Genomic DNA, 12,941 nt, shown 5'->3' with positions numbered 1-12,941 from the left:
TTTTTTAAACTTTGGATTGGATATTGACGATGAAATTATCATTATTTTGGATGATAGGATTCATTATGTTGTTGGTTGGATATACGGGCAACGCGTTGGCGAGGCCCTACGTCACCGTAGATAAACTTACCGTTACAAAGTTACCAAATTATTCCCCAGGTCAACCGGGCGCAAACAGTAATGACTTTGCGGGGCAATGGGATTGGAAAGAGCAAAGCGGGGATGTATCAATTTGTAACAGCACAAAAAGAGGCGGATGTGTTGTTGCTCTCTGTACCAGACATGTTTGGTATCAGTGTCTTAGCACTGATGGCGGCATGACAATAAGTGGCATGGCTATTACGGTTCCAAATGGAACTACGGCGGCTCAGGCTCAGGTTGCATGGGCTGCTAAATATGGTACCTCGGGTTATTGGAGTATACGTAACTGGCAGATGTCAGCGATGGTAGATTTAAGGGAGTATTGCATTGGGATCACTATTTATCCACGCTCTAATTCTGACCTATCTGAATTTATACCCGGATCTAACTGTGCTGAGCCCCCCCCACCCGACTTAAGTTGCATCACTAGTGGTAAAGTTACCATTGATTACGGCACCTTGGATGGCAGCAAACTTAATGGCGCCACCGCCAGCACCAACCTCTCGTTTACCTGCAATCAGGCCGCCACCGCCACTATAAAACTCAATGACAACGTTATCGATCTGGGGCGTAAAGGTGACTTAACCGCCGCTATTAGCATCGGTGGCAAGGATCTGGCCATCGGCAGTGATGTGGCGGTGAAAAGCGGCACCGTCACCACCACCATTACCTCTACCCTAAAAGCCAAAGGCACCCCTGCTGCCGGAGCCTTTGAAGGCAGTGGTGTGTTGATCATCGGTTACCAATAACCCAACCCGGACGACAATCATGGAACGATTGATCCTGACCTTAAACTGCCCCGACGTTTTTTATGCCGCCGGGGTGCGGCTGGCGCTGAGCGAACATCTGGCGGCACAGGGCATCCGCCTGCAAACGGCGGCCGAGGCCGCACAAAACCCCTATACCACCCATCTGGTGCTGTTGGCGCCCGGCATTGCTGCGCCCGTGGGACTGCGCTCGGCGCTGCATGACGCTGGGCCGATTAGCCCACCCGATTGCCGCACCCTGCTATGGCTGGACCCGCATGAAACGGTGGCGTCATTGCTGGCGCGGGTGGATGCATTGTTGCAGCGGCGAACCCTGGCCTGGCGTTGTCCGGTGGCGGGTCTGCGTCGGCTCAGCCCGCAGGAACACCGGGTTTTGCGCTTGCTCGGCCGGGGCTTGAGCTCGGTGGCGATAGCTCACCAGTTGCATCTGCATGCCAAAACGGTGAGCGCCCACAAGCGCAACGCAATGAAAAAATTAAATATAACGCGCAACACGCAGTTGTTGCACTGGTTGTTAAATGGAGAAATCAAGTAATGAATGGGATGTGGAACAGCGCGATCAAACAAGGGTTACGGGCGGGGAAAATCCTGGTTCTCGGGGCGCTGTTAAGCGGCTGCGCGGTGCCGCAGGGCAAAAACGGCCATAAACCAGTCACGCCAACGACGGTGAAAAGCACCACGCAGACGCCTGTAGCCGCGCAAGGCGCCGGGGAGGCCGAGCGCCTGGCCCAGTGCCAGCGGGAACTGGCAGCGCTGCAGGTCGCCAGCCCGTCCCGCTATCAACAACGCAAGGCGGAGTTTGATCGCTTGATGGCTGGTGCGGCGCAGTACGGCGGTATTCGTACCTCGGTGAATAACGAGACGCAGGATACGCTGGATTCGCTCTATCGTTATAAGGTCGGCCGCCTGTGTGCAGAGATTTCTCAGGATGTGCTGAGCGGGTTAATGGAAACCGGGGAGCAGGGTAAATGAAGCGCTGGCACCCGCTGAGCGCAGCGGTGCTGCTGGCTTTGCTGTGTGGCGGCCTGCCATACGCTCAGGGGCAAGAAACCGCCGCCACTCAGAGCGGTGGCATTCCGGCGTTGTTACAGTTTGCCGAACGTTATCAGGCCGCGCCGCCGCCGGTCAGCCCGCAGCAGCGTGCCAACGAAAAAAAGAAAAAGGCGGATGAAGAACAGGCCCGGCAGGCGCAGGCGCTCAGCGTCAAACAGCAACAGCAGCGCCTGCAGGAAAAGGAGGCCCAGTCGCAGCACCAGCAGACACAGCTCAGCCAATTACGTCAGCAGGTTGCGACGCTGCAGGCTGAGCAACAGCGGGCCGCCCAGGCCCCGCCGGATCTGACCCCATTGCTGCAACTGACGCAGGGGCTGAGCCGCGCCTGGCATGGCACGCCGACGGAACTGCAATTTCAACAGCGGCAACAAGGGCTGCAACAGCAATACGACACTCTGCTGGCACGCGTCGGACCTCTGGCTCAGCCGCTGGAACTGAACAGCCCGCAGGCCAGTCAATCCTATGCGGCCGGGGTGGCGCTGGGGAAAGATATCCTGCTGCTGCAGGCAGAGCGTCAGAACTGGGGTGTCAGCACCGACAAAACCCAGGTGCTGGCAGGGGTAGTGGACGCCTTCAGCAGTGATTATCAGTTATCACAACCCGCGCTGGAACAAGCATTGCAGGTCTCGGAGCAGAAGGTTAATCAGGCACGGCAGCGCACGCTCAAGACGCAGACCCAGCGTGGGCAGCAGTTTATGGCGGCATTCCGGCAGCAAAAAGGCGCGGTTCAGGCGGAGTCCGGCCTTTGGTACCGCATTGAAGCTGCCGGTAGCGGTCCAATCGCACCGGACGCGATAGTGACGGTGGTGGTGAAAGAAACGCTGACCGACGGCACGGTGATCCAGGACATGGAGGCCAGCGGTGCGCAGTTATCGCAACCTCTGGCGGCTTATCCGCCGCTGTTCCGTGAGGCCATTGGCCTGCTGAAAAACCACGGCACCATTATGCTGGTGGTGCCGCCGGAGATGGCCTATGGGGACAAGGGCTATGCGCCTAAAGTGCCGCCGGGTGCCACTATGATTTACACCCTGCGGGTGGCAGACGTCAGGGCTGCCGGTTAACTCTCGGGCGGCGGATCGACCTTACGTGGCAGACGTAAAAGATCACCGCCTTTACCAATAAACTTTCTTTTTTATCGCCAACAATTATTAGCGTAAAAAAATAAGCTAAGCTTGTCCTGTAATCAGGTTAATAAAAGCTAACATTAGTCACACGCCAACTTCGATTTAAATACAAACAACCATTAAATATCACATCTATTTAACACAAAAATCACCTAAAGAGACTACGAAACCATTGCGTAACATAACCACAAGATAATTATGAGAAATTGTGAGCTGAATCTGGAAATAAAATCCAGATAGGCTTAAATTGTTTCAGATCAAATTACGCCTGAATACCTCTTTGGGGGAAAATTTGACCTGTAACCCAAAGTCTAACCCACATCACGTAAAAACCTATTTATTGTGTGGGATTGGTCGAGTATCATCCATGCTGAATATGGATAGTTGATCTTGTTGCATTTGTTACCCGTTGTCGGTTTTCAGTGGTGTGTTTAGTGCACTGGCCAGTAGGGCCCGCGTCGAATGCATGGTTGAAAGCGGAGAAGCTGGATCAAATTTTTGTTGTGTTTAAGGGCATTCACTGCGGGGCGTTACCGGTAGCTTCACCCGAGGTCATATCGATACCGCATGTCGGAGTCTTCCTGCGAGGAGCAAGGAGTCAAGATGTTTGATATTGTCGAACTGTCGCGCTTACAGTTTGCTTTAACGGCGATGTACCACTTCTTATTTGTCCCATTAACGCTGGGTATGGCGTTCTTGCTGGCAATTATGGAAACGGTATATGTACTGTCAGGCAAACAAATCTATAAAGATATGACCAAATTCTGGGGCAAGTTATTTGCAATTAACTTTGCTCTGGGTGTGGCCACCGGGTTGACCATGGAGTTCCAGTTCGGGACTAACTGGTCTTATTTCTCCCACTACGTCGGTGATATTTTCGGGGCCCCTCTGGCCATCGAAGGTCTGATGGCGTTCTTCCTTGAATCGACGCTGGTCGGCCTGTTCTTCTTCGGCTGGGATCGTCTGGGCAAGGTGCAGCACATGGCCGTTACCTGGCTGGTGGCACTGGGCTCAAACTTCTCCGCGCTGTGGATCCTGGTCGCCAACGGTTGGATGCAGAACCCAATCGCCTCGGACTTTAACTTCGAAACCATGCGTATGGAGATGCTCAGCTTCTCCGAACTGGTGCTCAACCCTGTTGCGCAGGTGAAGTTTGTTCACACCGTGGCAGCCGGCTACACCTGTGGCGCGATGTTCGTTCTGGGTATCAGCTCTTACTACCTGTTAAAAGGCCGCGATCTGGCTTTCGCCAAACGCTCCTTCGCCATTGCCGCCAGCTTCGGTATGGCTGCCGTGCTGTCCGTTATCGTTCTGGGTGATGAATCCGGCTACGAAATGGGCGACGTGCAGAAAACCAAACTGGCTGCCATCGAAGCCGAGTGGGACACTCAACCGGCACCAGCTTCCTTTACCCTGTTCGGCATTCCGAACCAGGATAAAATGGAAAACTCCTACTCCATCCAAATCCCTTATGCGCTCGGCCTGATTGCCACCCGCTCAACAGATACCCAGGTCACCGGCCTGAAAGATCTGATGGCGCAGCATGAAGTGCGTATCCGCAACGGGATGAAAGCCTATGGGCTGCTGGAAGAACTGCGCAGTGGCAATACCGACCCGTCGGTACGCACCGAGTTCAATAAAGCCAAGCAGGACCTGGGCTACGGCTTACTGTTGAAGCGTTATACCCAAAACGTCACCGACGCGACGGAAACGCAGATCCAGCAGGCAACCAAAGACTCGATCCCACGCGTAGCACCGCTGTACTTCGCCTTCCGTATCATGGTGGCCTGTGGCGTGCTGATGCTGTTGATCATCGGTCTGTCGTTCTGGAGCGTGATCCGCAACCGTGTTGGCCAGAGAAAATGGCTGCTCCGCGCGGCGCTGTATGGCCTGCCGCTGCCATGGATCGCGATCGAAGCCGGCTGGTTTGTGGCTGAATACGGCCGTCAACCCTGGGCGATTGGTGAGGTGCTGCCGACGGCGGTTGCCAACTCTTCACTGACTGCGGGCGACATTCTGTTCTCGATGGGGCTGATTTGCGGCTTGTACACCCTGTTCCTGGTGGCTGAAATGTACCTGATGTTCAAATTTGCACGTCTGGGTCCAAGCAGCCTGAAAACTGGCCGCTACCACTTTGAACAACCGACTGCCGCCGTGCAGGAAGCGCGCTAAACAGGAGTCCACGTATGTTTGATTATGAAGTACTGCGATTTATCTGGTGGGTCCTGATTGGCGTACTGCTGATCGGCTTCGCCGTCACCGACGGTTTCGACATGGGGGTCGGCATCCTGGTGCGCATTATCGGTAAAACCGATACCGAGCGCCGGGTGATGATCAACTCCATCGCGCCGCACTGGGACGGTAACCAGGTGTGGCTGATCACTGCCGGTGGCGCGCTGTTCGCCGCCTGGCCGATGGTCTATGCGGCGGCGTTCTCCGGTTTCTATGTTGCCATGATCCTGGTGCTGTCAGCCTTGTTCTTCCGCCCGGTCGGTTTTGACTACCGCTCGAAGCTGGAGAGCAGCCGCTGGCGCAACATGTGGGACTGGGGCATCTTCATCGGTAGCTTCGTGCCTGCGGTGGTATTCGGCGTGGCGTTCGGTAACCTGTTGCAGGGCGTGCCGTTCCACATGGATGAATACATGCGCCTGTTCTACACCGGCAACTTCTTCCAACTGCTGAATCCGTTTGGCCTGTTGGCGGGCGTGGTCAGCTTGACCATGCTGGTGACCCAGGGGGCGACTTACCTGCAGATGCGTACCAGCGGTGAGATCCACCTGCGTGCTCGTGCTGCAGCGCAGATCTCCACATTGGTGATGGCGGTGTTCTTCCTGTTGGGCGGTATCTGGCTGGTGAAAGGCATCGACGGTTATGTGATTACCTCGACGCTGAACACCATGGCGGAATCTAACCCGATGCGTAAAGAAGTGGCTCATCAGGCCGGTGCCTGGTTGATCAACTTCAATAAGTATCCGCTGCTGTGGGCACTGCCTGCGCTGGGCGTGGTGCTGCCGCTGTTCACGGTGCTGTTCTCGCGCATGTCGAAAGATGCGCTGGCGTTCGTGACCTCGTCGCTGACCATTGCCTGTGTGATCCTGACCGCCGGGGTAACCATGTTCCCGTTCGTGATGCCATCAAGCACCGTGCCTAACATCAGCCTGACCATGTGGGATGCCACCTCCAGCCTGTTGACGCTGCAAGTGATGACCGTTGTCGCGGCGATCTTTGTGCCTATCGTTCTGGCGTACACCAGTTGGTCGTACTACAAAATGTTCGGCCGTCTCGATAAGAACTTCATCGAGAACAACAAGCATTCGCTGTATTAAGGATAGGGAGCTAAACCATGTGGTATTTTGCCTGGATTCTCGGAACGCTTCTTGCCTGTGCCTTCGGCATCATCACGGCGCTGGCGCTTGAGCACCACGAAGATTCAAAAGCACAGCAAGACGATAAGTGATGAGTTTGTCACTGACTGACAAGCTGTACGCTATCACTGACAAGGGCCCGGTCCGGGCCCTTTCACTGGTGCTGGCGTTGATTTTGGCGGGCTGCATTTTCTGGGATCCGACCCGCTTTGCGGCGAAGACCAGCTCGTTGGAGATTTGGGAAGGTCTGCTGCTTATTTGGGCAGTGTGTGCCGGGGTAGTTCACGGCGTCGGGTTCCGACCGCAACACACCCTGTGGCGAGCTTTTTTTGCGCCACTTCCGGCAATTGTGATCCTGGCCGCAGGATTACTTTACGTTTCTTTATAATCTCCGCTATACCCCCAAGTTATGGGCCATCGCGGCCCATAATTATTTTCGTTCCCCTCTTGTAACCCATTCCCAACCCGATCCGTCTTGCGTATAGTAGCACCGTTAAATCCATTGGCTTGGAAGTAGAGTGAGTAATACGTTGTTTCGATGGCCGGTTCGCGTTTACTACGAAGATACCGATGCCGGTGGGGTGGTCTATCACGCCCGCTATGTGGCTTTTTTTGAAAGAGCGCGCACCGAGATGCTGCGTCAACATAACTTTCATCAACAGCAGCTGCTCAGTGAAAATGTCGCCTTCGCTGTCCGGCGTATGACGGTGGATTACCTGGTTCCAGCTCGCCTTGACGATCTGCTGGAAGTACAGAGTGAGATCACCTCAATGCGCGGGGCTTCTCTTACGTTTGCTCAACGTATTGTCAATTCTGACGGAACTCTTTTGAGTCAGGCCGATGTGTTGATTGCATGCATTGATCCACACCAAATGAAGCCGATAGCGCTTCCTAAGTCTATTGTCGCGGAGTTTAAGCAGTGAATGAGATGAACATCCTAGATTTATTCTTGAAGGCCAGCCTGCTGGTTAAGCTTATCATGTTGATTTTGATATGCTTCTCAGTGGCTTCCTGGGCGATCATCATTCAGCGTACCCGCATCCTTAATGCGGCCACGCGTGACGCCGAGGCCTTCGAAGACAAATTCTGGTCTGGTATTGAGCTTTCCCGTTTGTATCAGGAAAGCCAGGCGCGCCGCGATAGCCTGACCGGCTCCGAACAAATTTTCCACTCTGGTTTCAAAGAGTTCGCTCGTTTGCACCGCGCTAACAACCATGCGCCTGAATCGGTGATCGAAGGCGCGTCGCGTGCTATGCGTATCTCGATGAACCGCGAGCTGGAAACGCTGGAAAACCACATTCCTTTCCTCGGCACCGTGGGTTCGATCAGTCCATACATCGGTCTGTTCGGCACCGTGTGGGGGATTATGCACGCCTTTATCGCACTGGGTGCGGTGAAACAGGCCACGCTGCAAATGGTAGCACCGGGTATCGCCGAAGCACTGATCGCAACCGCCATCGGTCTGTTCGCCGCTATCCCGGCCGTTATGGCCTATAACCGCCTCAACCAGCGCGTCAACAAGCTTGAGCAGAATTACGACAACTTTATGGAAGAGTTCACCGCTATTCTGCATCGTCAGGCCTTCTCCAGCGACAGCAAATAAGTAGGAGGTAGCATGGCGAGAGTTCGTGGACGTAATCGGCGCGAGCTGAAGTCCGAAATTAACATAGTTCCGTTGCTCGACGTGTTGCTGGTGCTGTTGCTGATCTTTATGGCAACCGCGCCGATCATCACCCAGAGCGTTGAGGTTGATCTGCCGGACGCCACCGATTCCAAAGCGGTGTCCAGCAGTGATAACCCGCCGGTGATCCTCGAGGTTTCAGGCGTGGGCCAATACACCATGGTGGTGGATCACGACCGCATGGAACTGTTGCCGCCGGAGCAGGTTGCAGCTGAAGCCAAGGCGCGTTTAGCGGCTAACCCGAAAACGGTCTTTTTGATCGGTGGGGCGAAGGAAGTTCCGTACGATGAGATTATCAAGGCATTGAATATTCTCCATCAGGCGGGCGTCGCTTCCGTGGGGCTGATGACCCAGCCAATCTGACCCTGAGGTCAGTGGTAACCCGGTTCCTGTGCTGCAGCGCAGGAACCCCGTATAAGCAACACCAGTTTTTGGGAATCTATTTTGGTAAAGGCAACTGAGCAAAACGATAAGCTGAACCGCGCCGTTATTGTTTCGGTCGTTCTGCACTTTGTATTGATTGCCCTGCTGATTTGGGGATCGCTGCAAGAAAACGTCGAAATGAGTAGTGCCGGCGGTGGCGGCGACGGTTCGGTCGTCGGGGCAGTGATGGTCGATCCTGGAGCAGTGGTGGAGCAGTACAACCGCCAGCAACAGCAGAGCAACGACGCGCAGCGTGCTGAAAAGCAACGCCAGAAAAAAGCGGAACAGCAGGCCGAAGAACTTCAGCAGAAGCAGGCGGCGGAACAACAGCGCCTGAAAGAGCTGGAGAAAGAGCGTTTGACCGCGCAGGAAAAAGCGGCCCAGGACGCGAAAGAACAGGCTGAACAGCAGAAGCAGGCCGCAGAGCAACAGAAACAGGCGGCAGAGCAACAAAAGCAGGCAGCTGAACAGCAAAAAGTGGCCGAGAACGCCGCGGCGAAAGCCAAAGAACAACAGAAAGTAGCGGAAGCTGCCGCCGCCAAAGCGAAGGCCGAAGCGGATAAAGTAGCCAAAGCGCAGGCCGACGCGCAGAAGAAAGCCGAGTCCGAAGCCAAGAAAGAAGCTGCTGCAGCCGCTACCGCCAAGAAACAGGCGGAAGAAGCGAAGAAAGCCGCGGTTGCTGAAGCGGCAGAGAAAAAAGCTGCTGCCGACGCAGAGAAGAAAGCGACAGCTGAAGCCGAGAAAGCTGAGAAAAAAGCGGCGGCTGATGCCGAGAAGAAAGCAACCGCAGAGGCTGAGAAAAAAGCCGCTGCTGCTGAAAAGGCGGCTGCCAAGAAAGCCGCAGATGCCAAGAAGAAAGCGGCCGCTGCAGCTGCTGCAGAATCGGCTGACGTTGCAGATCTTATGGGCGGCCTGGCGGACGGTAAAAACGCGCCGAAAGGCGGCGGTAAGCAGAAAGGTGACGGTAAACCGGCCGGTCAGGGCAATGCCAAGACCGCGGGTGCCAGTGGTGCTGATTTGGCCAGTTACGGTAACCAGATAAAAAATGCGGTGGAGAATAGGTTCTATGATTGGGACTCATACAAAGGACGTACTTGTACATTGAGAATCAATATGGCTCCTGATGGTTTCGTAATTGGTGTGAAAGTTGAAGGCGGCGATCCAGCACTTTGCCAAGCAGCTGCAGCGGCAGCTCGGCAGGCGAAAATGCCTAAGCCACCAAGTAAAGAGGTTTACGAGGCATTCAAAAATGCACCAATTGATTTTAATCCTCGGTAATGATTTCTCAGGCAGTGAGTGTATGAGGTGTTTAAGAATGCTCCTCTTACGTTTAAGCCACAATAATGGTTGTTTTAGCTAAGTCATATCGCAGGGATGTACTAAGGTAACCAACAGGGATTATGTAGTTTTGTTTGAGTTGGTTTGTTAAAATTCTGCTAATTTATCGCAGGCATTCCGCCTGGATAAGGGAGATGAGATGAAGCAGGCATTTCGAGTTGCGTTAGGTTTTTTGATTCTGTGGGCATCCGTTCTTCACGCGGAAGTTCGCATTGAAATCACCCAAGGGGTCGACTCCGCTCGCCCGATTGGCGTGGTGCCGTTTAAATGGGCGGGCCCAGGCACGCCTCCGGAAGATATTGGCAAGATTGTCGGCGCAGACCTGCGCAACAGCGGCAAATTCAACCCAATTGACGTAGCGCGCATGCCGCAGCAACCGACCACCGCGTCTGAAGTGACGCCGGCGGCCTGGACTGCATTGGGCATTGACGCGGTCGTGGTCGGCCAGGTGCAACCTGGTGCAGACGGCGGCTACCTGATCTCGTATCAACTGGTGGACACTTCGGGTTCCCCAGGCACCGTTCTGGCGCAGAACCAGTATAAAGTGACCAAGCAATGGTTGCGTTATTCTGCTCACACCGCCAGTGACGAAGTGTTTCAGAAGCTGACCGGTATCAAGGGCGCATTCCGTACCCGTATCGCATACGTGGTACAGACTAACGGCGGGAAATTCCCGTACGAACTGCGCGTAGCGGATTACGACGGTTACAACCAGTTTGTGGTACACCGTTCACCAGAACCGCTGATGTCCCCGGCCTGGTCACCAGACGGCAGCAAACTGGCGTACGTGACCTTTGAAAGCGGCCGTTCTGCGTTGGTGGTGCAAACCCTGGCTAACGGTGCTATCCGTCAGATCGCTTCGTTCCCGCGTCACAACGGGGCACCGGCGTTCTCACCGGACGGCAGCCGCCTGGCCTTTGCGCTGTCTAAAAGCGGCAGCCTGAACCTGTATGTGATGAATCTTGGCTCCGGCCAGATTACTCAAATCACCGACGGGCGCAGCAACAATACCGAACCGACCTGGTTCCCGGATAGCCAGTCTCTGGCTTATACCTCCGATCAGGGCGGCAGACCACAGATTTATAAAGTCAGTGCCAGTGGCGGTGCGTCACAGCGTCTGACATGGGAAGGCTCTCAGAATCAGGATTCTGAAGTCAGCTCTGATGGTAAATTCCTGGTGATGGTGAGCTCCAACAGTGGTGCTCAGCATATCGCCAAACAAGATCTCGGATCGGGGGCGGTTCAAGTTTTGACCGGCACCTTCCTGGACGAAACGCCTAGTATTGCGCCAAATGGCACCATGGTGATCTATAGCTCCACGCAAGGTATGGGCTCCGTGCTGCAACTGGTATCGACTGATGGGCGTTTTAAAGCGCGTCTTCCGGCAACTGATGGACAGGTAAAATTCCCTGCCTGGTCGCCGTATCTGTGATGCATGTGTAAATATGTATGGCAAACTATAAAAGGATTAAAGAAATGCAACTGAACAAAGTGCTGAAAGGGCTTCTGCTGGCACTGCCAGTTCTGGCTGTAGCGGCTTGTAGTTCTAACAAAAGCGCAAACAACGACCAATCAGGTCTGGGCGCTGGCGCTGGCACTGGTACAGAAAATGGCAGCAGCAACCTGTCTTCTGAAGAACAAGCTCGTCTGCAGATGCAAGAACTGCAGAAGAACAACATTGTTTACTTCGGTCTGGACAAGTATGACGTGAGCTCTGAGTTCGCTCAGATGCTGGACGCGCACGCTGCATTCCTGCGTAACAACCCGTCTTACAAAGTGACCGTAGAAGGCCACGCGGATGAACGCGGTACGCCGGAATACAACATTGCCCTGGGTGAGCGTCGTTCTAACTCAGTGAAAATGTACCTGCAAGGTAAAGGCGTTTCAGCTGACCAAATCTCTATCGTTTCTTACGGTAAAGAAAAACCAGCAGTACTGGGCCACGACGAAGCGGCTTATGCTAAAAACCGTCGTGCAGTTCTGGTTTACTAAGAGAATCGCATGAACAGTAACTTCAGACGTCACTTGTTGAGTCTGTCGTTACTGGTTGGCGTAGCGGTCCCATGGGCCGCTACTGCCCAAGCGCCAATCAGTAATGTCGGCTCCGGCTCGGTCGAAGACCGTGTCACCTCACTTGAGCGCATCAGCAATGCTCAGGGCCAGCTTTTAAACCAACTCCAGCAACAACTCTCTGACAACCAGCGTGACATTGACTCTCTACGTGGGCAAATCCAGGAAAGCCAATATCAACTGAATCAGGTTGTTGAACGCCAAAAGCAGATCTATCAACAGATGGATAGCATCAGCCAGGGCGGCGCTCAGAGCTCCGCTGCTGCAGCGGGTGCCGCAGGTGGGGCAGCAGCAGCTGCGACCTCCGACGGCGCTGACAGCGCCTCTGCGGGCGCTACAGCAGCAGCTCCGGCCAGTACGGGTGATGAAAACAGCGACTACAACGCCGCTGTTTCTTTGGCGCTGGAAAAAAAGCAGTATGACCAGGCGATCTCCGCTTTTCAGTCCTTCGTAAAACAGTACCCAAAATCGACTTACCAGCCTAATGCCAACTATTGGCTCGGCCAGTTGTTCTACAACAAGGGTAAGAAAGATGATGCGGCTTACTATTATGCGGTGGTGGTGAAGAATTACGCAAAATCACCTAAGGCGCCGGACGCAATGTACAAGGTGGGTATCATCATGCAGGAAAAAGGGCAGGCCGATAAAGCCAAAGCCGTGTTCCAGCAGGTGATTAAACAATACCCAACCAGTGCTGCGGCCAAACAGGCGAAAAGTCGAGTCGCAGGTTAGTCAGCAAAAAAAATGAGCCCAGAAGTTAGTCGATTTGACCGATTTCTGGGCTCATTCGTGTGAAGAACAAGCAGTTGAACCTGTTGTTTATAAATTTAGGTTGCGCTGCCAAGATAAATTAGTAATATATGCCGCCGTTGCCAAGACATCTTGCAAGATGTTAAAGCAGCAAGGAAATTGGGTCGTTAGCTCAGTTGGTAGAGCAGTTGACTTTTAATCAATTGGTCGCAGGTTCGAATCCCGCACG

At 54.1% G+C, this 12,941-nt stretch carries 15 protein-coding genes; all 15 read left to right on the top strand.

Annotation, left to right across the window (positions count from 1 at the left end; translation table 11 throughout):
* Positions 1–29: 29 nt before the first annotated feature.
* The 15 genes from OC597_RS19715 to cpoB all read left to right on the top strand — a co-directional run bounded on the left by OC597_RS19715 (position 30) and on the right by cpoB (position 12,694).
* Entirely contained in the window at positions 30–890 is an 861-nt protein-coding gene (locus tag OC597_RS19715; protein ID WP_261424776.1) for an MrpH family fimbial adhesin, read from the top strand.
* A 19-nt stretch (positions 891–909) separates the two neighbouring features.
* The gene (locus OC597_RS19710; RefSeq protein WP_262210124.1) at positions 910–1,443 is read left to right on the top strand and encodes a helix-turn-helix transcriptional regulator; all 534 of its coding nucleotides are present in this window, start codon (positions 910–912) and stop codon (positions 1,441–1,443) included.
* The gene (locus tag OC597_RS19705) at positions 1,443–1,880 is read left to right on the top strand and encodes a YuaE family lipoprotein (protein ID WP_262210122.1); all 438 of its coding nucleotides are present in this window, start codon (positions 1,443–1,445) and stop codon (positions 1,878–1,880) included. The genes OC597_RS19710 and OC597_RS19705 overlap by 1 nt, the downstream gene beginning before the upstream one ends.
* Complete coding sequence (locus OC597_RS19700; protein ID WP_262210121.1) at positions 1,877–3,022, top strand: FKBP-type peptidyl-prolyl cis-trans isomerase N-terminal domain-containing protein; 1,146 nt, start codon at positions 1,877–1,879, stop codon at positions 3,020–3,022. The genes OC597_RS19705 and OC597_RS19700 overlap by 4 nt, the downstream gene beginning before the upstream one ends.
* Before the next feature lie 666 nt (positions 3,023–3,688).
* Positions 3,689–5,257, top strand: a complete 1,569-nt coding sequence (cydA, locus tag OC597_RS19695; protein ID WP_261251822.1) for a cytochrome ubiquinol oxidase subunit I — start codon at positions 3,689–3,691, stop codon at positions 5,255–5,257.
* A 14-nt stretch (positions 5,258–5,271) separates the two neighbouring features.
* Entirely contained in the window at positions 5,272–6,411 is a 1,140-nt protein-coding gene (gene cydB, locus OC597_RS19690; RefSeq protein WP_085115627.1) for a cytochrome d ubiquinol oxidase subunit II, read from the top strand.
* Between the two features lie 17 nt (positions 6,412–6,428).
* Positions 6,429–6,542, top strand: a complete 114-nt coding sequence (gene cydX, locus OC597_RS19685) for a cytochrome bd-I oxidase subunit CydX (protein WP_012005708.1) — start codon at positions 6,429–6,431, stop codon at positions 6,540–6,542.
* Positions 6,542–6,838 (top strand): cyd operon protein YbgE, encoded by a 297-nt coding sequence (ybgE, locus tag OC597_RS19680; RefSeq protein WP_261415525.1) that lies wholly within the window; start codon positions 6,542–6,544, stop codon positions 6,836–6,838. Before cydX ends, ybgE begins: the two co-directional genes overlap by 1 nt.
* 130 nt (positions 6,839–6,968) lie before the next feature.
* Positions 6,969–7,373, top strand: coding sequence for a tol-pal system-associated acyl-CoA thioesterase (gene ybgC, locus OC597_RS19675; protein WP_085115628.1), 405 nt, complete (start codon positions 6,969–6,971; stop codon positions 7,371–7,373).
* Positions 7,370–8,053, top strand: a complete 684-nt coding sequence (gene tolQ / locus OC597_RS19670; protein ID WP_006324117.1) for a Tol-Pal system protein TolQ — start codon at positions 7,370–7,372, stop codon at positions 8,051–8,053. The genes ybgC and tolQ overlap by 4 nt, the downstream gene beginning before the upstream one ends.
* Positions 8,054–8,065: 12 nt before the next feature.
* Positions 8,066–8,494 carry a colicin uptake protein TolR gene (gene tolR / locus OC597_RS19665; protein WP_085115629.1) on the top strand — a complete coding sequence of 143 codons (429 nt, stop codon included), beginning with the start codon at positions 8,066–8,068 and terminating at the stop codon, positions 8,492–8,494.
* An 81-nt stretch (positions 8,495–8,575) separates the two neighbouring features.
* Positions 8,576–9,832, top strand: a complete 1,257-nt coding sequence (gene tolA / locus OC597_RS19660) for a cell envelope integrity protein TolA (protein WP_261463068.1) — start codon at positions 8,576–8,578, stop codon at positions 9,830–9,832.
* Between the two features lie 199 nt (positions 9,833–10,031).
* Positions 10,032–11,324 carry a Tol-Pal system beta propeller repeat protein TolB gene (tolB, locus tag OC597_RS19655; protein WP_261251824.1) on the top strand — a complete coding sequence of 431 codons (1,293 nt, stop codon included), beginning with the start codon at positions 10,032–10,034 and terminating at the stop codon, positions 11,322–11,324.
* Between the two features lie 44 nt (positions 11,325–11,368).
* Positions 11,369–11,884: a peptidoglycan-associated lipoprotein Pal gene (pal, locus tag OC597_RS19650; protein WP_085115631.1), complete on the top strand. Its 516-nt coding sequence runs from the start codon at positions 11,369–11,371 to the stop codon at positions 11,882–11,884.
* Positions 11,885–11,893: 9 nt separating this feature from the next.
* Entirely contained in the window at positions 11,894–12,694 is an 801-nt protein-coding gene (gene cpoB / locus OC597_RS19645; protein WP_262210119.1) for a cell division protein CpoB, read from the top strand.
* The last annotated feature ends 247 nt before the right edge of the window (positions 12,695–12,941 follow it).

Origin of the sequence: Serratia proteamaculans (assembly GCF_946227095.1) — a bacterium.
GTDB lineage: Bacteria > Pseudomonadota > Gammaproteobacteria > Enterobacterales > Enterobacteriaceae > Serratia > Serratia proteamaculans_E.
This window is presented reverse-complemented; position numbering and strand designations above follow the sequence as displayed.

Bases quoted from the DNA above. Each gene is read 5' to 3' on its own strand.
- OC597_RS19715 (WP_261424776.1), top strand. From the start codon at position 30: ATGAAATTATCATTATTTTGGATGATAGGATTCATTATGTTGTTGGTT.
- OC597_RS19710 (WP_262210124.1), top strand. From the start codon at position 910: ATGGAACGATTGATCCTGACCTTAAACTGCCCCGACGTTTTTTATGCC.
- OC597_RS19705 (WP_262210122.1), top strand. From the start codon at position 1,443: ATGAATGGGATGTGGAACAGCGCGATCAAACAAGGGTTACGGGCGGGG.
- OC597_RS19700 (WP_262210121.1), top strand. From the start codon at position 1,877: ATGAAGCGCTGGCACCCGCTGAGCGCAGCGGTGCTGCTGGCTTTGCTG.
- cydA (WP_261251822.1), top strand. From the start codon at position 3,689: ATGTTTGATATTGTCGAACTGTCGCGCTTACAGTTTGCTTTAACGGCG.
- cydB (WP_085115627.1), top strand. From the start codon at position 5,272: ATGTTTGATTATGAAGTACTGCGATTTATCTGGTGGGTCCTGATTGGC.
- cydX (WP_012005708.1), top strand. From the start codon at position 6,429: ATGTGGTATTTTGCCTGGATTCTCGGAACGCTTCTTGCCTGTGCCTTC.
- ybgE (WP_261415525.1), top strand. From the start codon at position 6,542: ATGAGTTTGTCACTGACTGACAAGCTGTACGCTATCACTGACAAGGGC.
- tolR (WP_085115629.1), top strand. From the start codon at position 8,066: ATGGCGAGAGTTCGTGGACGTAATCGGCGCGAGCTGAAGTCCGAAATT.
- tolB (WP_261251824.1), top strand. From the start codon at position 10,032: ATGAAGCAGGCATTTCGAGTTGCGTTAGGTTTTTTGATTCTGTGGGCA.
- pal (WP_085115631.1), top strand. From the start codon at position 11,369: ATGCAACTGAACAAAGTGCTGAAAGGGCTTCTGCTGGCACTGCCAGTT.
- cpoB (WP_262210119.1), top strand. From the start codon at position 11,894: ATGAACAGTAACTTCAGACGTCACTTGTTGAGTCTGTCGTTACTGGTT.